This is a genomic window from Amycolatopsis sp. NPDC049159 (assembly GCF_040648295.1).
Lineage (GTDB): Bacteria > Actinomycetota > Actinomycetes > Mycobacteriales > Pseudonocardiaceae > Amycolatopsis > Amycolatopsis pretoriensis_A.
Genome location: NZ_JBEZDL010000037.1, coordinates 52146 through 71968, shown reverse-complemented (window position 1 = coordinate 71968; position 19823 = coordinate 52146). Strand labels below are relative to the sequence as shown.

The following is a 19823-nucleotide window of genomic DNA, read 5'->3' as shown; positions in this document are numbered from 1 at the left end:
GATCGTGAGCTCCGGGCGGCAGTCCTCGTCGAACAGTTCCGCGTCGAAGCGGAAGCCGGTGCAGCCGATCACGCGGTCGTAGCGGATCTCCTTGACTCGAAGGGCGACCATGTCCTCCTCTTCACCCGCGCTCGCCGTCGAGGGCATCGGCAAGCGCTTCTCCGGGGTCACCGCCCTCGACGACGTCTCGCTGGAGATCCGCTCCGGCGAGGTCCTCGCGCTGATGGGCGAGAACGGCGCCGGGAAGTCGACGCTGCTGCGCGTCCTCTCCGGCGACCAGGGCCCGGACGACGGGCGCCTGCTGCTGGACGGCACCGAGGTCGCGTTCGACACCCCGCGCGCGGCGATGGCCGCCGGGGTCCGCGTGATCTACCAGGAACCCGAGATCATCCCGCACGTTTCCGTCGCGGAGAACGTCTTCGTCGGCGAGCTCCCCGCCAAGGTCCGGGTCTTCAACCGCCGCACGCTCCTGAAGGCGACGCAGGACGCGCTCGCCGAGTACGGCTTCGAAGGCGTCCTCAACCCGGCCACGCTCGGCGTCGCGCTGTCGGCCGCCCAGCGGCAGATCGTCGAAATCCTGCGCGTGCTCACCGCGGCCACCCCGCCGAAGGTGATCGCCTTCGACGAGCCGACGTCGTCGCTCTCGGAGCACGAGGTCGAGGCGCTGTTCCGGCTGATCGGGCGGTTGCGCGACAGCGGCGTCGCGGTCGTCTACGTCTCGCACCGGATGAAGGAGATCTTCCAGCTCGCGGACCGCGTCGCGGTGCTGCGCGACGGGAAGCTCGTCGGCGTCCAGCAGGTTTCGGAGACCGACGAGCCCGGCCTGGTCCGGATGATGATCGGCCGCGACCTCTCGGCGCTGGAACGCCGCGTCACCCAGGACACCGGCGACGTCGTGCTGAAGCTCGACGACGTCACGACCGACGACGTCACCGGCATCTCGCTGCGGGTCCGCGCGGGCGAGGTCGTCTGCCTCGCCGGCCTGGTCGGGGCGGGGCGCTCGGAGCTGGCCCGCGCGATCGTCGGCGACCTGCCGATCCGCTCGGGCACCGTCGAGCTCGACGGCAAGCGGCTGCGCGCGCACAACCCGGGTGACGCCGTCAAAGCCGGCATCGGCTTCGCGCCCGAAGAGCGCAAGACGGACGCGTTGCTCATGCAGCGGTCCGTCCGCGACAACATCTCCATCTCGGTCCTGGACCGGCTTCGCCGCTTCCGCGTCGTGAAACGGGCGAAGGAACGCGCGCTCGTCGAGGAGTACATCAACGAGCTTCGCGTGCGCACGCCGTCGATGGAGCAGGAAGTCCGCAAGCTTTCCGGCGGCAACCAGCAGAAGGCCGTCCTCGCGCGCTGGCTGGCGCGGCGGCCGAAGCTGCTGATCCTCGACGAGCCGACGCGCGGCGTCGACGTCGGCGCGAAGGCCGAGATCTACCGGATCATCGACGGCCTCGCCGCGGAAGGCATCGCGCTGCTGGTCATCTCCTCCGACCTGCCCGAGGTGCTGACGCTGGCCGACCGCATCCTCGTGATGCGCGCCGGGCGCCTGGCCGGCGAGCTCAGCCGCGAAGACGCGACCGAGGAAGCCGTGCTGACCCTCGCCATCCCCGAAACCGAACCGGCAGTAGAAGAGCAGCAGGAGATCGGCGCATGAGTACCCCCACCAAGGAAACCGCGGCCCCCACCGCACCTGCGCAACCGAGCGCTGCGCGCCGGGTGCTGACCGGCATCGGCGTGCAGAACTCGAGCCTGATCATCACGCTGATCGCGTTGATCGTCCTGCTGAGCGTGCTGAACGACAACTTCCTGCGCACCAACAACCTGCTGCTGATCGGCAGCGCGATCACCATCATGGGACTGCTCGCCCTGGTCCAGACGCTGGTGATCATCCTGGGCGCGCTGGACATCTCGGTCGGCTCGATGGCCGGGCTCGCGTCGGTCATCTCCGCGATGGTGTTCACCTCGACCGGCAGCGCCGGGGTCGGCATCCTCGCCGCGATCGGCGTCGGCATCGTCTGCGGCCTGATCAACGGCATGATCATCATCTTCGGCCGGGTCAACCCGGTCGTCGCGACGCTGGCCATGCTCGCCACCTACAAGGGGGTCGCGCAGGTCATCTCGGACGGCAAGTCGCAGGGCTACACCGGCGGCGACGACCTGTTCATCTTCCTGGCCAAGGGGTCCGTGCTCGGGCTGCCGTCGCTGGTGTGGGTGTTCCTGATCGTCGCGGCGCTGCTGCACTTCCTGCTCAAGTACACCGACATCGGCCGCAACGTCTACGCCATCGGCGGCAACGACACCGCGGCGCGGCTGGCCGGCATCAACATCAACCGGTACATCATCGGCGTGTACGCACTCGCCGGCGTGGTCGCGGCGGTCGCGGGCATCCTGATCACCGCGCGCACCGGTTCGGGCCAGCCGGTGTCCGGGTCCGAGGGCCTGGAACTGCAGGCCGTCACCGGCGCCGCGCTCGGCGGGACGATGCTCAAGGGCGGCCGCGGCTCGATCATCTCCACCGTGCTCGCGGTGATCATCCTGGGGGTGCTCGACAACGGCATGTCCGGGCTGGGCATCAACCCGTTCTGGCAGAACGTCGCCCACGGCGCCCTGCTGGTGATCGCGGTCGTGCTGCAGCAACTGCGCAGCGGGGAGCGTCGCGTCGGCCTGCCCGAGTAGCGCGGGCGGACGGCGGTGAGCGGTCCACGGAGCCTGCACGCGCGCATCGTCGACGAACTGGGCAGGCTCATCGTCGAAGGCGTCCTCGGGGACGGGCAGCCGCTCGTCCCCGAGGAGCTCGGGCGCCGGTTTTCGGCGTCGAGGACGGTGGTGCGCGAGGCACTACGGGTCCTGGAGTCCAAGGGCATGGTGACGGCGCGGCCGCGGGTCGGCACGTGGACGCTGCCGCCCGACGCGTGGGACGCGATCGACCCGGACGTCATCGCCTGGCGCGTCAACGGTCCCGACCGCCCGCGGCACCTGCGGGAGCTGCTCGAGCTGCGGCTGGCGATCGAGCCCCAGGCGGCGCGGATGGCGGCGCGGCACCGGCGGCCGGACGAGCTCTCGGCGATGGCGGCGGCCTACGAGCTGATGGCGGACGCGGTCGAGCGGTCCGACGCGGAAGCGTTCGGCGAGGCCGATTCCCGGTTCCACGCGGCGCTGATCCGCGCGTCGGGGAACGCGCTCATCGCGCAGCTGCAGGTCCCGGTCGTGGCGGCGTTGCGGGCGCACGGCGAGCCGATGGAGCTCGTCGCGCATTCCCGCGTGCTGACGCTGGTGCTGGCGAAGAACGCCGACGGCGCCGAGTCCGCGTCGCGCCGGTTGCTGGAAACCGTTGCGCCGTACCGCTCACCGGCACCTTGACACGTCCAGCGGGAAGCGCTTCACTCGCTGCGGATGACCGCCGCCATGACATGCTTGAGGAGGACGCTCCCATGCGTTTCCGGGGTATTCGTGGCTTCGGCGTGCTCGCGGCCGCGGCCGTGGCGGGGAGCCTGCTGACGGCTCCCGTCGCCACCGCCGCCGTTTCCTGCGCCGTTTCGGACGAAATGGTCGCCGCGGGCAACTACTGGGCCGCGAACGGGACGAACCCCGATCCGGCCGACTGGCAGAACGCGACGTTCCACGTCGGCAACCTGGCACTGGTCCGGACCACCGGCCAGTCCAACCACAAGACGTACCCGTGGGCGCAGGCCAACGGCTACCAGCTGCCGTCGGACCCGAAGCGCCCGTTCTTCCCGGACGACCAAGCGGCCGGCGAGGCGTACCTGGACCTCTACACGTACTTCCACCCGGAGATCCCGCTCGACTCGATCCGCACCCGGATCCAGGCCGAAGTGGCGTCGGTGCGGGCGGGCCACCGCGACTACTGGAACTATGTAGACGCGCTGAACATGGCGATGCCGTCGTTCGCCCGGATGAGCCTGATCGACCACGATCCGTCCTATTTGGACGCCATGGACAGCTTGTTCCGGTCGGCGGAGCACAAGCTGTTCAACGAGTTCACCGGGTTGTGGTACCGCGACGAGCGCTTCAAGGGCTCGGGCGTGTTCTGGTCGCGCGGCAACGGCTGGGCGCTGGCGGCGCTGACGAAGGTGCTGCAGGTCCTGCCGGTCGACGACTCACGCCGTCCGGAATACCTGCGGGTGTACCGGAAGATGGCGGCCACGCTGGCTTTGACGCAACGCCGCGACGGCTTCTGGAACTCGGACCTGCTGAACCCGTGGGACCGCGGCGGCCCGGAGACGAGCGGCACGGCGTTTTTCACCTTCGGCATCGGCTGGGGCATCACCGCGGGCGTCCTCGACGCGGCTCGCTACCGCCCGGTGGTCGACAAGGCGTGGACGGCGTTGTCGACGAAGGCCCTGCAGGCGGACGGCAAGGTCGGCTACGTCCAGCCGGTGGGCGACCGCCCGGCGAAGGCTCACGCGGCCGACACCGCGGCTTACGGCGTCGGCGCGTTCCTGCTGGCCGGCCAGGAAATCGCGAAGCTGCAAGGCTGCTCGGCCGAGTAGACCTACTTCAGGCAGTCCCCGGGTTCGCCGCGGCGCAGGGCCGGGTCGGCCTGGGGGAAGGTGCGGGCCACGCCGGGGCCGGACGACCGGTGCTCGAAGCGGACCGTCACGCGGCCGTGGCCCGCGCCCTGGACCCAGCCCGTGCCGAACTCCTCGTGGACCACGTCGTCGCCCTGCCGCCACTCCGAAGGCGCGGAGGGAGCCGGTGCCGACACCACCGTCGACGTCGAGGGCGCCGCCGGGGTCGCCAACGTGAACAGCGCGTCCTGGTGCGGTACCGAAAGGCCGCTGTAGGCCACCCCCGCCAGGCGGATGCCGCCGAACTCCGCCGGGTCCAGCAGCAGGCGCTCCGCCGTCGCGGCCAGCTCGGCCAGGTCGTCGGTCGGGGCCGAGATCGTCTCCGAGCGGGTCACCGTGTGCATGTCGGTGTGCCGCAGCTTGATCACGACCGTCCGCGCCACGCGCTCGGCCTTGAGCAACCGCTGGTGCGCGCCGACGGCGATGCGCCGGACCTCCGCCTTCAAGGAGGCCAGGTCCTTGATGTCGGTGTCGAACGTCGTTTCGGCGCTGACCTGCTTGGTCTCGGCGCGCCCGGCCACCGGGCGGTCGTCGGCGCCGGTCGCGAGGCGGCGCAGGTCGCGGCCGACCACGCCGCCGAGCGTGGCGACGGCGTCCTGTTCGGACAGTGCCGCCAGCTGCCCGAGCGTCTGGACGCCGATGAACCGCAGCTTGCCCTCCGCGACCGGGCCGATCCCCCACAGCGCGCGCACCGGCAGCGGCGCCAGGAACTCCCGCTCGGTGCCCTGCGGCACGACCAGCAGGCCGTCCGGTTTGGCCTCGTCGGACGCGATCTTCGCGATCTGCTTGCCGTTGCCCGCGCCGATCGACGCCACCAGGCCGGTTTCCGCGCGGATCGCCGCCCGCAACGACTCGCAGAACTCCGTGACGGCGGCCGGCGAAGCACCGACGAGCGACGGCGGTTCGGCGAAAGCTTCGTCGAGCGAGATCTTCTCCAGCACCGGCGCCACCGCGGAGACGACGGCGAACACGTCCTGGCTGAGCCGCTCGTAGACGCGGAACCGCGGCGGCACGATGACGCCGTTCGCCGGCAGCAGCCGCCGCGCCTGGGCCATCGGCATCGCCGACTTGATGCCGAACGCGCGGGACTCGTAGCTGGCACCGGCGACGACCCCGCGGGGGCCGAGGCCGCCGACGAGCACCGGGCGCCCGGCCAGCGTCGGGCGGGTGAGCTGCTCGGCCGAGGCGTAGAAGGCGTCCAGGTCGAGGTGGATCACCCAGCGGGCCACGTCAGTCCCCGCCGGTGGCGTCCAGCAGCTGGTGGAGCGCCCGGGTGTAGCTCTCGAACGCGGCCCGCCCGCGGCCGGTCAGCCGGACCAGCGTGACCGGCGTGCGGTGCTCGAACGCCTTGGTGATCTCGACGTACTCGGCGTCCTCGAGCTTGCGCAGGTGCGTCGAGAGGTTGCCGGCCGTCATGTCCAGCAGCTGCTGCAGCCGCGGGAAGGTGATCTGGTCGCCGGAGCGCAGGCCGGCGAGCGCGACGGTGACCCGCAGCCGGGCCTGGGCGTGGATGACGGGGTCGAGCTGGGGGAGTTCGCTCATCGGCGCTTCTCGCGGACGAAGTACACGATCGAGGCGAGCAGGAACCCGCCACCGCCGCACACCGTGAGCACGAGGAAGTTGTGCGGGTAGCCCACGAGCACGCTCAGCGCCGCCGACACGATCACCCACGCGCCGAGGCCGTACATCAGCTTGTCCTGCCAGACCATGCCGCCCGCCAGGTACATCACGCCGGTGATCAGCAGCCAGGTGCCCGACCACAGCAGCGACACCTGGTCGGCCGAGAGCACCTGGAACTGCGTGATCCGGATGTCGACGACCATCAGCCCGATCGAGGCGAGCGCCCAGCCGTAGCCGTACATCGCGCCGACCGTGCGGGACGGCCCGCGGATGCCGCGCCCGGTGCGGATGCTGGCGTACGTCGTGTAGGCCATGGCGCAGAGGAACAGCACGGGGACGACGATGGCGCCGGCGACCCAGCCGGGCACCGCCACCCAGGACCGCGTGGTGAGGTAGGTGAACCCCCAGCCGACGATCCAGGCGAAGGCCCAGGCCGCGAGCATCCGCGCCGGGCCCCCGCCGAATTCGCGCTGGTTCCGCCGGGACTGCTGAGCGATCAGGTTCAGCGACTCCTCGGCCGACATCGGCTCGTCTTCCACCCGGTCCGCCCTCCTCCCGTACGTTGCACGGAAGCTACTGTGCCATTCGTTGCCGATCCGGCCACAGCCACGGCCGAATCGGCCCGTGCCAACGGGCACGTACCGCTCGGGGGGTGGCCTGCTTCTGGCCGGATTGACAACACGCACTCAGAGCCTGGCCGTGTCCAGCCGGAAGCGGCGCACGACCACCAGTGCCGGGAGCACGAGCCACCCCGCCAGCACGAGCACCGCGACCCACGTCCCGGACGCGTGCGTCAGCGGGTCGAGGCCGACCCGGCGCAGCCAGTACGTCGGCACGAAGTGCGCCACTGTCGCCATCCAGCCGGGCAGGATCTCCAGCGGGATCCACAGGCCGCCGAGCATGCCGAGCGGCATCATCAGCGCGCCGGTGACCGCGCCGACCGTGTCGCCCTTGCCGAACAGGCCGATGGCCAGGCCGAGGACGGCGAACGGGAGCGTGGCCGCCCACAGGAACACCAGCTGGCGGCCCCATTCGGCGGCGGTGAGCGGTTCGCCGCGCAGGAAGCCGACGAAGAAGATCGCCAGCAGCACCGGCAGGGCGACGGCCATCGCCGACGCGACCTTGACGGCGAGGTAGCCGGGCCCGCGCATCGGCGTCAGGCGGAGCTGGCGCTGCCAGCCGTCCGTGCGTTCCTGCGCCACCCGGGTGCCGGTGAACAGGGCGCCGCCGCTGGCGCCGTACGCGGCCATGCCGATCATCGTCTGCGTGCTCGAGTGCAGGCCGTTGTCCAGGACGTAGTCGCCGAAGATGGCCCCGAAGAGCAGGTACATGGCCACCGGCATGCCGATGGTGAAGATCGTGAACTGCGGGCTGCGGACGATCCGCTTGATCTCGAGGCTCAGGTAGGTGGTGTTCACGCGGCGGCCTCCTCGGCGGTGAGCGCCAGGAAAGCCTCTTCGAGACCCAGCGCGGTGATCTCGATGTCGGACGCCAGCGGGTGCGCGGCGAGCAGGGCGCGGATGGCGGCGTCGGAGTCGGCGCAGGCCAGCTCGGCACGGCCCGCGCGCAGCTGGACGCTGGTGACGCCGGGAAGCACGGCCAAGCCGGCTTCGGTGGCCTCGGGCACGACGGCCTTGAGCACGCGGCCGGACACCGCGGCCCGGACCTCGGCGACCGGGCCGTCGGCGACGACGGCGCCGTGGCGCATCAGCACCACGCGGTCGGCGTAGTCCTCGGCCTCGGCCAGGTAGTGCGTCGCGAACAGCACGGTCCGGCCGGTCGCGGCGAACTCGCGGATGGCCGCCCAGAACGCGCGCCTGCCGTCGACGTCCATCGCGGCGGTCGGCTCGTCGAGCACGAGCAGCTGCGGGTCGCCGGCCAGCGCGAGCGCGAACCGGACGCGCTGCCGTTCGCCGCCGGAAAGCTTGCCGCAGCGGCGTTTGACGAGGTCCGTCAGGCCGGCGCGGGCGAGCACCTCGGCCGCGGGCAGCGGCTTCTCGTGCGTGGAGACGACCAGGTCGACGATCTCGCCGACCGTGACGTCCGGCAGCAGCGCGCCGTTCTGCATCATCGCGCCGACCAGCCCCCGGTCGACGGCTTCGCGCGGGCTGCCACCCGCGACGATCACGTCCCCCGCGTCCGGCCTGGTCAGCCCGAGCAGCATGTCGACGGTGGTCGACTTGCCCGCGCCGTTCGGCCCGAGCAGCGCGACGACCTCGCCGCGCGCGACCTCGACGGTCACGCCGCCGACCGCCGTGACCCGGCCGAACCTCTTGGTGAGGCTGTTGAGTGCGAACGCCGGTCCCCCAGTCATGGCGTCCTCCTTTCGTGGACTTTGCGTTTCAAATCTGACCCGCACTTTGTAACACAAAGTCCACGTACTCTCAAAGCCCCCGGCGCCGGAAAGCACGAAAAACGGGGTGCCGGGCACTGTGCCCCGACACCCCGTTTTCCAGGGTTTCCGCAGTTCAGCCGGTGAACCGTCCGGCGACCAAGCCCTGCGTCGCCGCGACATCGGCCTTGGCCGCGGTCGGCGCCGGCGGCGTCGGCTGCGGCAGCGGGGCGCACTCGACGTCGGCCGTGCGGCCCGGCTTGCGGGCCGGGAGCGCGCCCGTCGCCAGGTAGTCGGCGATCTTGGTGTCGACGCACGCGTTGCCGCGCGGGGTGATCGCGTGGCTGGTGCCGCCCGGCTCCGAGATCAGCGAAGCGCCCGGGAACCGGCTGCGGACCTCGAGGCTGCCCTCGAACGGCGTCGCCGCGTCGAGCGTCTCGTCGATCATCAGGACGCTCTGCACGCCGCGGCCGTCGATCTTGGCCGGCTTCCCGGCCTTCGCCGGCCAGTACAGGCAGGGCCCGTTGAACCAGGCGTTCTGCCAGGTGAAGTACGGCGCCTTGGTGAAGGTCCGCCAGTTGTCGCGCTTCCACTGGTTCCAGCTCTGCGGCCACTGGACGTCGGTGCACTGGACGGCGAGGTAGACCGCGTAGCCGTTGTCGTCGCCGCGGCCGCCGAAGGCCTCGAACAGCGTCTTCCAGTTCTGCCAGTCACCGTTGTTGACGAACCGGGACAGCGCGTCGCCCAGCAGCGTCCACCGCAGCTGGTAGTAGCTGGCCTGCTGGATGACGTCGAGGATCTCGTCCGGGCCGATCACGCCGCCGGCCGGGGTGAACTGCGCCTTGAGCAGCTGCTCGTTGACCACGCGCTGCACCGCGGACTGCGTCTTGCCGAGGTGGTAGACGTCGTCGTGCTGGGCGAGCCAGCCGAACCAGATGAGGATGTTCTTGTCGAACGCGACGTCCTGGTTGAGGTTGTCGCCGTACCAGACGCCCCGCGGGTCGACGGTCGAGTCGAGCACCATGCGGCGGACGTTCTGCGGGTACAGCGAGCCGTACACCTGGCCGAGGTAGGTGCCGTAGGAGTAGCCGTAGAAGTTCAGCTGCTTCTGGCCGAGCGCCTTCCGGATCGAGTCCATGTCCTGGACCGTGTCCGTCGTCTTCATGTTCTCGAGGAGGGCCTTGGAGTTGTTCTTCGCGCAGGCCTCGGCGTACCCCTTGGAGCGGTCCAGCCAGGTCTTCTCCAGCTGCGGGGTGAACGGCACGTACTGGGGACGGTTGTAGTCCATGTAGTTCGGGTCGCAGCTCAGCGCGGGCTTGCTGGAACCGACGCCGCGCGGGTCGAAGCCGACCCAGTCGTAGGCGTCCCCGGCGTGGTTGGGCACGCGCGGCCCGCGGGTGGCCAGCAGCAGGCCGGACCCGCCGGGCCCGCCCGGGTTGGTGAGCATGACGCCCTGGTACTGCGCGTCGGCGACCTTGTGCTTGACACGGCTGACGGCGAGCTGCACCTGCTCCCCGGCCGGCTTCCGGTAGTCGAGCGGCACCCCCAGGAACCCGCACTCGGCCCCGGCGGCGACGAGCGTCGGATCGGTGCACGCACCCCAGGCGATCGACGCTTCCTTCGCCGGCGCGGCGTTCGCGGCGTTCGCGGCCGGCGCGGCCACGAGCGCGGACGCCACCGCGGCGGCCGCGACCACGGCGAAAACGGTACGTCTCACTGTTTTCTCCCTTTCCCCTGCGACTTCGGGCGGGTGAACCCTAGTCCCGCCCGCGCTTTTCGGGCAGGGCCTGAAGGGCAGGGCCCTACTAAAGGTGGAAATCGGGTGCGCCGGCGTCCGCCGGTTGTTCCTGTGCCGAGTGACTACCCGTGGCTTTGCAGGATCCCGATCAGGAGGAGAACCAGCGCGAGAAGGAAGAGCACAGCGAAGGCGATACGTACCTCCCGGCCGGTTCCGGGTTCCTTCCCGGGACCGGGCTCCGAAGCACGGCGAGGTGCCAGGCCGACCGGCAGCTGGGCGTTGCCGGTGGCCCGCGACCGACTCGCCGCTTCCCGGGCGGGCTGCTCCACATCCGCCGCGGACTCGGGTTCTCGGGCCTTCTCGTGCACTGGCCGCGGTTCGGAGGAAACCACCGGCACGGCTCCTCGCGCGTGCCCGGCGAGCCAAGTTCCCGCGGCCGTGCTGACTTGACGGCTGTCGTCTTCCGCCAGCCGCCGGATCTCCGCCGCCGTTCGTTCGCGCACCAGGTCGTTCCCGACCCGGTGCAGCCGCTTCAACCCCTCCAACGCGTTCAACCGGTCCGAAGCGATCGGGCTCGCCAGCCCGTGCCGCAGGTACTCCGGCAGCGTCCACCGCGGGTTGCGCGCCAGCACGATCCGGCCCTCCACATCGGACTGGTGCTTCGGGCGCTGCCGCGGCATCTCCGCCACCACCCGCTCGTGGACGTAGCTGTACAGCTCGTCGACCGTGACGTCCCCGTCACCGTCCAGGTCCGCGCTGCCGTCGCGCAGGCCCGCCACCAGGTGCCGGGTGAACACCGACCGAGCCGCCGAACCCACCACCGCGTCGCCCTCGAAGGAATACTGCGTCGCGTCGGACGCTGTCAGCACCGCACGGCCGCGACCTTGAAACCGCTCCAGCGTGTGCACGTCCGTGCCCGCCTTCGTCAATTTCCCGGCCGGGAATGCGCCGCTGTAGCAGCAGTCCAGTATCAGTACCTTCTGCCGCGAAGCGCAGCCCGCCATCGCACGGTCGATCAGCTCCGCCGCCAGCGCCGTGAACATCAGGCTGTCCCGACGGGTGTTCGCCATCGCGAGGTACAGACTGCCGTCGTCGTCCTTGACGCCGTGGCCGGTGAAGTACAGCAACGTCAGCTCGTCGCGGTGGCGGTCGCGGTAGAATTCGCCGACTGCTTCGCCCACCACGTGGTGGGGCCGGTCGACCAAGGTCGTCACCTCGAACCCCGCCACCGCCGGGTCGCTCAGCACCGCCGCCAGCTCTCGAGCGTCGCCGCCCGGCGCGGTCAGGCGGCGCAGGGCCGGGTCTGCGTACGTCTCGGTCGCGATCAGCAGAGCGTGCCGGCTAGGCATGGCGCCGGACGAAGGCGTCGATCAGCTCCTGCCGCTCCGCCGACGTCGCCCGCTCCAGCTCCACCGTGTCGCCGTCGATCGTCACCTTGATGCGGTGCTTGCCCGTCTGGCGGGCGAGCCACTCCTTCAGCGTCTCCACCAGCCCCGGGAACACGCCGCCGGCCGCGCTGAACGCCACCACCAGCGAGCCGATCGTCACCGGGTCCGCCGCCTTCGCGCCCGGTGGGAGCTCGCCGGGCGCGGCCCGCAGGTCCACGTCCAGCTCGCCCAGCTCGGCGCGCAGCCGGCGGGCGAGCCGGTCGAGTTCCTCCTCGTCGGCGCCGCCCTCCGCTTCCAGCCGCACCAGCGCCCGGGTGTCCGGTTCGGTCATGCGCGCCATGGTGCGCCCCGGGGAACCGCGGAAACAAGGTCCGTTCGGGCAGCGTCAGGCGCGGATTTCGTTGAGGTAGTTGTAGATCGTGTAGCGCGTGACGTCGAGCCGCCCGGCCAGGTGGTCCACCGCGTCCTTGATGAGGAAATAACCGGCCTCGTCGAGTTCGCGCACCACCGCCGCCTTGTGCCGCTTCTTCATCAGGTCCACCGGGATGCCGGCCTTGGTGACCGCCCGGTCGACGAGGAACCGCTGCAGGCTGTCGACGTCCGGTGGGAAAGTCTCCGGCTCGCCGTTGCCGCCGGCCGAAGCCGACGCGTCGACGCTGTTGACGCACAGGCAGCCGACCGCCACCCCGTCGGCGTCGCGCAGGAACAGCGTCGACGAGCGGATCGGCCGCCCGTCCGGGCCGTGCGTGCGGTAGTTCGTCAGGTCCTGCGTGGTGCCGCGGCGGACCAGGCCGAGCAGCAGGTCGGTCATCGGGCCGCCGACGCTGCGGCCGGTCAGGTCACCCGCGATCGCGACGATCGAGTCCGGCAGCCGGCTCAGGTCGTGCAGCAGCACCTCGTTGCCCGGACCGAGCATCGCCGCCAGCCCCGGGATCGCTGGCACCAGCGCGGTGAGCACCTCGTGCGTGGTCGCGCCCGCGGCCGGCACGACCAGGGGCTCCCGCGGCGCCGTCAACGTCTCCAGCGCGGACCGCAGCAGGTCCGCCGCGGCCGCCGGCGTCGACGCGTGCGGCGACAACCGGACGTGCTCGGGCCGCACGGTCGCCGCTATCCCGGCGTTGGCCAGCGCCGCGCCGACCTGCTCGGCGGGGTGGCCGGGCAGCGTGAACGCGAGGATCCCGGCCCGCCGGTCCACCGCCGACACCACCTCGGCGCCGCACGAGGCCAGCACCTCCTCGAACGAGGTGATCCGCTCGGCGATCCGCGCCGCGATGGCGGCCACCCCGGCGTCCTCGACCAGCTCGAGCGCCTCGGCGAACGCGCCGGAGGTGATCGGGCTGAGGTTGGAGATCGACCAAGCCTGCGCGGTGCCGTCGGGCGCGTGGATCTCGTCGTCGAACAGGCCGGGGTCGCGCGCGCCGGTCCAGCCGGACAGCACGGGGTCCATCCGCTCCAGCGCGTTGTCGCTCAGCACCGCGAAGCCGGTGCCCCAGCCCGCGCGCAGCCACTTCTGCCCGCCGACGACCAGCACGTCGGCGACCTCCCACGGCGCCTCGATCACGCCGAAGCCCTGGATGCCGTCGACGACCAGCAGCCGGTCGCCGACGACGTCGCGCAGCGCGGCCAGGTCGGCGCGGAAACCGGTGCGGAAGTCGACCGCGGAGACGCTGACCGTGGTGATCTCCGGCGTCAGCGCTTCCGCGACCCGCTCCGGCGTCACGTAACCGCTGGTCAACCGGCGCACGCGCAGCCGGCCGGCCTGCTCGGCGCGGGCCCACGGGTAGGTGTTGGCCGGGAACTCCGACGCCGACACCAGCACCTCGCCCGAGCTGTGGAACGCGGCCTGGAGCAACCCGAGGCTCGTGTGGGGCAGCAGCACGGTGTGGTCGGTGTCCGAACCGGACAGCCGCGCGGCGGCGGCCTTGGCGCGGACCTCCTGCCGCATCAGCTCGTCCACAGTGGACGGACCGGCCGTGGTGGCCTGGTCGAGCAGCGCCGCCGTCGTGTCGAGCACCGCGTGCGACGGCGGGCCGAAGCGGGCGAAGTCGAGGTAGCCGGCGGGCTCGTCGAACTGGAGCAGGTACCGGGGCGAAATCCGCGTCACGCGAGGATCCTCGCCAGGAACTGCCGGGTGCGTTCGTGCTTCGGCGCGCTCAGCACCTCCGACGGCGGCCCGGTCTCGACGACGGCGCCGTCGGCCAGGAACACCACCTCGTCGGCGGCCTCCGCGGCGAAGCTCATCTCGTGCGTCACGACGACCATCGTCATCCCCTCCCCCGCCAACGTACTCATCACTTCCAGCACCTCGCCGACCAGCTCCGGGTCCAGCGCCGACGTCGGCTCGTCGAACAGCATCAGCTTCGGCTTCATCGCCAGCGACCGCGCGATCGCCACCCGCTGCTGCTGCCCGCCGGACAGCTGCGCCGGGTAGGCGTCACCGCGGTGCCCGAGCCCGACGCGGTCGAGCAGCTCGAGCCCCTGCTTCCGGGCGTCGTCCGGCTTGAGGCCGAGCACCCGGATCGGGCCCTCGACGACGTTCTCCAGCGCGGTCCGGTGGGCGAAGAGGTTGAACCGCTGGAACACCATGCCGATGTCCCGGCGCTGGCGGGCGACGTCGCGCTCGCGCAGTTCGTACAGCTTCCCGCCGCGCTGCCGGAACCCGATCGGCTCGCCGTCGACCCAGATCTGGCCGGCGTCGATCGTCTCCAGGTGGTTGATGCAGCGCAGGAACGTGCTCTTCCCGGCGCCGGACGGCCCGAGCAGGCAGACGACCTGTCCCTTGTGGACTTCGAGGTCGATGCCGCCGAGGACTTCGGTGTGGCCGTAGGACTTCTTGACGCCGACGGCGCGCAGCAGCGGCTCAGACACGGGCACTCCTCACCAGCGGCACGCCGCGCAACGCCTTGCCGGCGCGGGACAGGGGCCCGCGGTCCAGCCGGTCGGAAGCGCCGAACGAGCGTTCCAGGTAGTGCTGGCCGACGCCGGCGACGGTCACCACGACCATGTACCAGACGGCCGCGGCCAGCAGCGTCTCCATCACCAGCAGGTTGTTGGACGAGATGTTGTTGGCCGCGTGGATCAGCTCGGTCACGCCGATCACCGACGCCATCGACGTGCCCTTGAGCATGTTGATGAAGTCGTTGCCGGTCGGCGGGATGATCACGCGCATGGCTTGGGGCAGCACGACCCGGCGCAGCGTGGCGGCCGGCGTCATGCCGATCGACTTCGCCGCCTCGGTCTGCCCGCTGTCGACGCTGTTCAGGCCCGCCCGCACGATTTCGGCCATGTACGCGCTTTCGTTGAGCGCCAGGCCGAGGAACGCGGCGGTGAACGCGCTGATCAGCACGTTCGTCTGCTCGTGGACCAGGAACGGGATGTCGATGACCGGGAAGACGAGCGCCAGGTTGTACCAGAGCAGGATCTGCAGCAGCACCGGCAGGCCGCGGAAGATCCAGATGTACCCGGCGGCGAACCACCGGGCGACCGGGTTGGCGCTGCGGCGCAGCAGGGCGATGACGATGCCGAGCACGATCGCGACGGCCTGGGACAGCACCGCCAGCACGACGGTGTTGAGCAGGCCGGTCGCCATCACCTTGTAGAAGACGAAGTCCGGGACCTGGTTCCACTCGATCTGCGCGTTGCCGAGCGCGATGCCCAGCAGCACGAGCAGCGCGAGGATGATCGCGGCGGCGACCCAGCGGCCCCAGTGCCGGAGCCGGACGATGGGCAGTGGCTCAGGACCCGCCATTGACCGCGGCCTCCTTGATCGCGCCCTGCTCGACACCCCACGCCTGCAGGATCTTGCCGTAGGTGCCGTCGGCGATCAGGGCCTGCAGCGCCTTCTGCACGGAGTCGCGCAGCGGCGCGTTCGCCTTGTTGACGCCGATGCCGTACGGCCCGCCCTCGATCGGCTCGCCCGGGACGACCTCGAAGAACTTGCCCTCGCCCGCGGTGCGCGAGATGTAGACGGCGCTGGGCAGGTCGTTGAGGATCGCGGCGACGCGGCCGGTGCGCAGCTGGTTCTGGTTCTGGTTGTCGCTGTCGGTCGCGGTGACGTTCACCGCGGGCTTGCCCGCCGACGTGCACTTGGCGCTCTGCGCCTCGGCGAACTTCTGGTGGCTGGTGCCCTGCACGACGGCGACGTTCTTGCCGCACAGTGCGTCCGGGCCGGTGATGCCGTCCGGGTTGCCCTTGCGGGTCATGATCGTGATGCCCGAGGTGAAGTAGTCGACGAAGTCGATCTGCGCCTGACGGGCCTTGGTGTCGTTCATGCCGGCCATCGTCAGGTCGATGCGGCCGGACTGGAGGCTGGTGATCAGCGAGCCGAACGCCATGTCCTGGTGGGTCACGGTGACGCCGAGCTTGGCGGCGACCGCCTTGGCGAGGTCGACCTCGTAGCCGATCGGGGTCTTGCCGTCGGCGGCGTAGAAGTTGTTGGGCGCGGACTGCAGGTTCGACGCCAGGTGCAGCACGCCCGCCTGCTTGACGTTGTCCGGCAGGGCGGCGTTGAGCTGCGCGTCCTTCTGCACGCCCTGGACGATCGCGGCGGTGTCCGGGATGCCGGACGCGGGCGCGCCGGCGGCTTGCGACGTCCCGCCCGCGCCGTCCGGGCCCCCACCGCAGGCGGTCACCAGGACGGCCAGGCTCGCGAGCAACACCGCCTGCGCGGCACGTGAACGGGACATAGCGGACCTCCACTGTTCGGCTGGCCGGAACGGTACAACTCGTTGTTGAAGAGGTCAACTGGCTGTTGAAATCTGGCCCGGTGCTAATTTGCGCGGATGAGCCTGCGGATCGGCATCCTTGGTGCGGCCCGAATCGCCCCCACCGCCCTGGTCAAGCCCGCTTCTTCGCACTCCTCGGTCACGGTCGGCGCCGTCGCGGCGCGTTCGCTCGAGCGCGCGCAAGCGTTTGCGGCCCGCCACGGGATCCCGCGGGCGCACGGGTCGTACGAGGACCTGCTGGCCGATCCGGACATCGACGCCGTCTACAACCCGCTCCCCAACGGCCTGCACGGCCGGTGGACGCGGGCGGCGCTGGAGGCGGGCAAGCACGTGCTGTGCGAGAAGCCGTTCACGGCGAACGCAGCGGAGGCCCGGGAGATCGCTTCGCTGGCTTCTTCGTCGGACCGCGTCGTGATGGAGGCGTTCCACTACCGCTACCACCCGCTGGCGCTGCGGGTCGAGGAGATCGTGGCGTCCGGCGAGCTGGGCGAGCTGGCGCGCGTCGAGACGGCGGTGTGCTTCCCGCTGCCGAAGTTCTCGGACATCCGCTACGACTACGCGCTGGCGGGCGGCGCGACGATGGACGCGGGCTGCTACGCGGTCCACATGGCCCGGATCTTCGGCGGCGGCGAGACCCCGTCGGTGGTCTCGGCTTCGGCTCGCCTGCGGTCCCCGCGGGTCGACCGGGCGATGACGGCGGAGCTGCGCTTCCCGTCGGGTCACACGGGCCGGGTGACGTGCTCGATGTGGTCGTCGTCGGTGCTTCGGATCAGCGCGAAGGTGATCGGCTCGAAGGGGTCGATCGCGGTGTTCAACCCGGTGGCGCCCCAGGCGTACCACCGGTTCCGGGTCGACGTCGCCGGTACGCGGCGCACGGAGAAGTTCCCGCGCCGCGCGTCGTACGCCTACCAGCTGGACGCGTTCGCGGCCGCGGTGCTGGAGGGCGCGCCGGTGAAGACGTCGGCGGCGGACGCGGTGGAGACGATGACGGTGCTCGACGAGATCTACCGCGCGGCCGGGCTGCCGCTGCGCGAACCGAGCTGAGCCCGGACGTCGGCGAAGGCGAAGCCGAGCAGGTTGAGCCCCCGCCAGGCCCGCGGCTTTTCGGCCCGCGGGTCGTCCGCCGCCAGGCCGATCCCCCAGACCCGGTCGACCGGGCTCGCCTCGACGAGCACCCGCTCGCCGGTCCCGGCCAGGTAGTCCCCGAGTTCCGGGTGCTGCGCGAACTTGGCGGCGTTGCCCGCCACCACGATTTCCCGGCGGTGGGCGACCCAAGCCGCTTCGTCGAACCGGCGCACCTGGCGGCCGAAGTCCTTGGCCTGCTTCGGGTGCACCGCGGTCAGCACCCGCGCGGCCACCTCCTCGTCGCCGAAGAGCAGCGCCTTGCGCCACATCATGTAGTGCTCGGCGGTGGCGAACCGGACGTCGTCGAGCACGAACGGCGCCGGCCACCACTGGCTGAAGCACCCGGAGCCGACTCCGCCGCCGCGAGGCGGGCGATGGCCCCAGAAGCAGAGGTACTTGAACCGCTTCCCCGCGTCGAGGGCGCGGGTCAGCTCCTCGACGCTGCGCGGCTGGCTGCTCATGGCGCCAGTTTCACGCACGAACCGGCCGCTCCGCACCCGAAATTCGGGGCGGAGCGGCCGGCGCGCCGGGTCAAGCTGCCACGTAGTTGCCGCTCAGGATGAGCAGGACCTGGATCGTGATGCCCGTGCCGTAGTAGTCCGTCGCGTCCGGGGACCACGACGAGACCGCCGTCCACAGCTTGTCCAGCCACGCCTGGCTGCCCGGGTCCGCCATCGCCGCCACCGCGAACGGCGCCGTGAAGCACGGGTGCTGGCCGCTTTCGGTCTTCGAGCCCGACAGCGAGTAGCCGCTCTGGATCTTCGCCGGGTCGCTGCCCGTGGCGGACTTGATCCACGTCGTCATCTTGCGGACCTGCGCGGCCGCGGCGCTGTTCGGGGCCGTGATCGCGTCGACGCCGAGGCGCCACGGGTCACGGCAGGCGTTCCAGCTGTACTTGCCGTCGTACGGGCCTTCCAGGAACTCCGCCGGCGCCGGCTTCGGGGTCGAGTTCGTGTTGACCACGAAGTCCGGCAGCAGGCCCGTGTTCGGCGCGTACTGCGACTGCAACTGGCTCACCGCGGTCTCCGACCGGGTCCGGACCGACGTCCAGAAGCTGTCGCCGGTGGCCGTGGCGAACGCCCGCAGGTGCCCGGGCATCCAGTCCGACGAGCGCGAGCTGTTCTTGTACTCCGCGTCGTTGCCCCAGTCGCCGAGCAGCGTGAACTTCGTGGACCCGTTGACCTCGCTCTTCTTGATCGCGTTGATGATCCGGACGGCCTCGGCCTTGTAATTGACCGAGCCCGTGCTGCCCCACTTCTTGTCCGCGATCAGCAGGCCGTAGGCGATTTCGAGGTCGCCGTCGGTCGCGGAGTCGCTGCCGTTGACGCTTTTGCAGTTCGAGTCCTGCTCGGCCGCGTGCAGGTCCTTGTTGTTGACCGACGGGTGCGCCTTCACGAACTTCAGGATCCCGTCGACGATCGAGCGCGCCTGCGTGTCCTTGTCCGCCATCATCGCCGAGATCGTCAGGCCGTAGCCCTCGCCCTCGGCGACGAACGAGTGGTCGGCGTCCTTCGACAGCACGGCGTAGGTGCCGCTGCCGCACTTGGTCGTGAGGAAGTTCTTCTTCCAGAAGTCGTAGTACTTCTGCAGCGCGGCATCCTGGGTGGCCTGCGAGACGGACGGCCGCAGCGTGCCCGGCACGTACGGGGTGCCCGCCGCGGACGCGGTCGTCGGCACGCTCAGCAGCCCGGCGGCCAGCGCGGCCGAAGCCACCACCGCCCGGACGATCTTCTTCATCGCTCCTCCGTAAAGACATCGTTGGCTGCGGCGAGGGCGATGTGAGCGTGACAGAAGGTTCAAGACCCGGTCAAGACTGTTAGGAAACTTTCCTTACTATGACCGTGAGTGGTCTCACCAGGACCCCGGCCACTCGGACGGACTAGCGTGGGTCCCATGAAGCTCGACGACCGCGGCCCCGACTTCCGCACGTTCTGGACCGAACGCCGGCTGGCCACCCTCACCACGGTCCGGCCCGACGGCACGCCGCACGTCGTCGCGGTCGGCGTCACCGTGGACTTCGACGCCGGTCTCGCCCGCGTGATCACGTTCGCCTCCTCGGTCAAGGCGCGGCTGATCCGGGCCGCGGGCGCCGACGGCGTCCCCGTCGCGGCCTGCCAGCTGGACGGCCCGAAGTGGTCCACTTTGGAGGGTCGAGCGGTGCTGCGCGACGACCCGGAGTCGGTGCGCGACGCGGAAAACCGCTACGCCGCCCGCTACCGCCAGCCCAAGCCCAACCCCCAGCGGGTGGTCCTGGAGATAGCCGTCACCCGGGTACTCGGTAACGTCTCGTGACGTGTTCAGGGCGGTGAGAAC

General features: G+C 70.9%; 20 protein-coding genes. 6 read left to right on the top strand and 14 right to left on the bottom strand.

Features of this window, described 5'->3' with window-relative positions:
• Nucleotides 1-109: 109 nt before the first annotated feature.
• The 4 genes from AB0B33_RS43630 (at nucleotide 110) to AB0B33_RS43615 (ending at nucleotide 4505) form a co-directional block, all read left to right on the top strand.
• Nucleotides 110-1648: a sugar ABC transporter ATP-binding protein gene (locus tag AB0B33_RS43630; protein ID WP_360783210.1), complete on the top strand. Its 1539-nt coding sequence runs from the start codon at nucleotides 110-112 to the stop codon at nucleotides 1646-1648.
• Entirely contained in the window at nucleotides 1645-2670 is a 1026-nt protein-coding gene (locus tag AB0B33_RS43625) for an ABC transporter permease (protein ID WP_360783208.1), read from the top strand. The genes AB0B33_RS43630 and AB0B33_RS43625 overlap by 4 nt, the downstream gene beginning before the upstream one ends.
• Before the next feature lie 15 nt (nucleotides 2671-2685).
• Nucleotides 2686-3354 carry an FCD domain-containing protein gene (locus AB0B33_RS43620; RefSeq protein ID WP_360783205.1) on the top strand — a complete coding sequence of 223 codons (669 nt, stop codon included), beginning with the start codon at nucleotides 2686-2688 and terminating at the stop codon, nucleotides 3352-3354.
• Between the two features lie 71 nt (nucleotides 3355-3425).
• Nucleotides 3426-4505, top strand: a complete 1080-nt coding sequence (locus AB0B33_RS43615) for a glycoside hydrolase family 88 protein (protein WP_360783202.1) — start codon at nucleotides 3426-3428, stop codon at nucleotides 4503-4505.
• A 2-nt stretch (nucleotides 4506-4507) separates the two neighbouring features.
• Here AB0B33_RS43615 and AB0B33_RS43610 read toward each other — a convergent pair whose 3' ends face one another.
• From AB0B33_RS43610 to AB0B33_RS43555, 12 genes are all read right to left on the bottom strand, one after another.
• Nucleotides 4508-5812, bottom strand: coding sequence for a DNA polymerase IV (locus AB0B33_RS43610; protein ID WP_360783199.1), 1305 nt, complete (start codon nucleotides 5810-5812; stop codon nucleotides 4508-4510).
• A 1-nt stretch (nucleotide 5813) separates the two neighbouring features.
• Complete coding sequence (locus AB0B33_RS43605) at nucleotides 5814-6125, bottom strand: transcriptional regulator (protein WP_360783196.1); 312 nt, start codon at nucleotides 6123-6125, stop codon at nucleotides 5814-5816.
• Nucleotides 6122-6742 (bottom strand): hypothetical protein, encoded by a 621-nt coding sequence (locus AB0B33_RS43600; protein WP_247013850.1) that lies wholly within the window; start codon nucleotides 6740-6742, stop codon nucleotides 6122-6124. The genes AB0B33_RS43605 and AB0B33_RS43600 overlap by 4 nt, the downstream gene beginning before the upstream one ends.
• Nucleotides 6743-6889: 147 nt before the next feature.
• Entirely contained in the window at nucleotides 6890-7621 is a 732-nt protein-coding gene (locus tag AB0B33_RS43595) for an ABC transporter permease (RefSeq protein ID WP_360783192.1), read from the bottom strand.
• Nucleotides 7618-8517: an ABC transporter ATP-binding protein gene (locus AB0B33_RS43590; protein WP_360783189.1), complete on the bottom strand. Its 900-nt coding sequence runs from the start codon at nucleotides 8515-8517 to the stop codon at nucleotides 7618-7620. Before AB0B33_RS43590 ends, AB0B33_RS43595 begins: the two co-directional genes overlap by 4 nt.
• Nucleotides 8518-8671: 154 nt before the next feature.
• On the bottom strand, nucleotides 8672-10252 hold the full coding sequence (locus AB0B33_RS43585) for an alpha/beta hydrolase (RefSeq protein WP_360783187.1): 1581 nt from the start codon (nucleotides 10250-10252) through the stop codon (nucleotides 8672-8674).
• A 143-nt stretch (nucleotides 10253-10395) separates the two neighbouring features.
• Entirely contained in the window at nucleotides 10396-11622 is a 1227-nt protein-coding gene (locus AB0B33_RS43580; protein ID WP_247013858.1) for a caspase family protein, read from the bottom strand.
• Nucleotides 11615-11992, bottom strand: coding sequence for a hypothetical protein (locus tag AB0B33_RS43575; RefSeq protein WP_360783184.1), 378 nt, complete (start codon nucleotides 11990-11992; stop codon nucleotides 11615-11617). The genes AB0B33_RS43580 and AB0B33_RS43575 overlap by 8 nt, the downstream gene beginning before the upstream one ends.
• Nucleotides 11993-12046: 54 nt before the next feature.
• Entirely contained in the window at nucleotides 12047-13765 is a 1719-nt protein-coding gene (locus tag AB0B33_RS43570) for an aminotransferase class V-fold PLP-dependent enzyme (protein WP_360783182.1), read from the bottom strand.
• Entirely contained in the window at nucleotides 13762-14529 is a 768-nt protein-coding gene (locus AB0B33_RS43565) for an amino acid ABC transporter ATP-binding protein (protein WP_360783179.1), read from the bottom strand. Before AB0B33_RS43565 ends, AB0B33_RS43570 begins: the two co-directional genes overlap by 4 nt.
• A complete protein-coding gene (locus tag AB0B33_RS43560) occupies nucleotides 14522-15409 on the bottom strand; it encodes an amino acid ABC transporter permease (protein ID WP_360783177.1) in 888 nt (295 codons plus the stop codon). Before AB0B33_RS43560 ends, AB0B33_RS43565 begins: the two co-directional genes overlap by 8 nt.
• Nucleotides 15396-16346, bottom strand: coding sequence for an ABC transporter substrate-binding protein (locus tag AB0B33_RS43555; protein ID WP_360783174.1), 951 nt, complete (start codon nucleotides 16344-16346; stop codon nucleotides 15396-15398). The genes AB0B33_RS43560 and AB0B33_RS43555 overlap by 14 nt, the downstream gene beginning before the upstream one ends.
• Nucleotides 16347-16442: 96 nt before the next feature.
• Here AB0B33_RS43555 and AB0B33_RS43550 point away from each other — a divergent pair, with 96 nt between their 5' ends.
• Entirely contained in the window at nucleotides 16443-17429 is a 987-nt protein-coding gene (locus AB0B33_RS43550) for a Gfo/Idh/MocA family oxidoreductase (RefSeq protein ID WP_360783172.1), read from the top strand.
• On the opposite strand, the gene AB0B33_RS43545 is transcribed toward AB0B33_RS43550, so the two are convergent.
• Both AB0B33_RS43545 and AB0B33_RS43540 read right to left on the bottom strand, forming a co-directional pair.
• Nucleotides 17390-17971 (bottom strand): NADAR family protein, encoded by a 582-nt coding sequence (locus AB0B33_RS43545; RefSeq protein ID WP_360783169.1) that lies wholly within the window; start codon nucleotides 17969-17971, stop codon nucleotides 17390-17392. The two genes, AB0B33_RS43550 and AB0B33_RS43545, sit on opposite strands and share 40 nt — an antisense overlap.
• 70 nt (nucleotides 17972-18041) lie before the next feature.
• Entirely contained in the window at nucleotides 18042-19247 is a 1206-nt protein-coding gene (locus AB0B33_RS43540) for a glycosyl hydrolase family 8 (protein WP_360783167.1), read from the bottom strand.
• Nucleotides 19248-19403: 156 nt separating this feature from the next.
• On the opposite strand from AB0B33_RS43540, the gene AB0B33_RS43535 reads away from it, so the two are divergent.
• Nucleotides 19404-19802, top strand: a complete 399-nt coding sequence (locus AB0B33_RS43535; RefSeq protein ID WP_247013875.1) for a TIGR03618 family F420-dependent PPOX class oxidoreductase — start codon at nucleotides 19404-19406, stop codon at nucleotides 19800-19802.
• Nucleotides 19803-19823 lie beyond the last annotated feature (21 nt).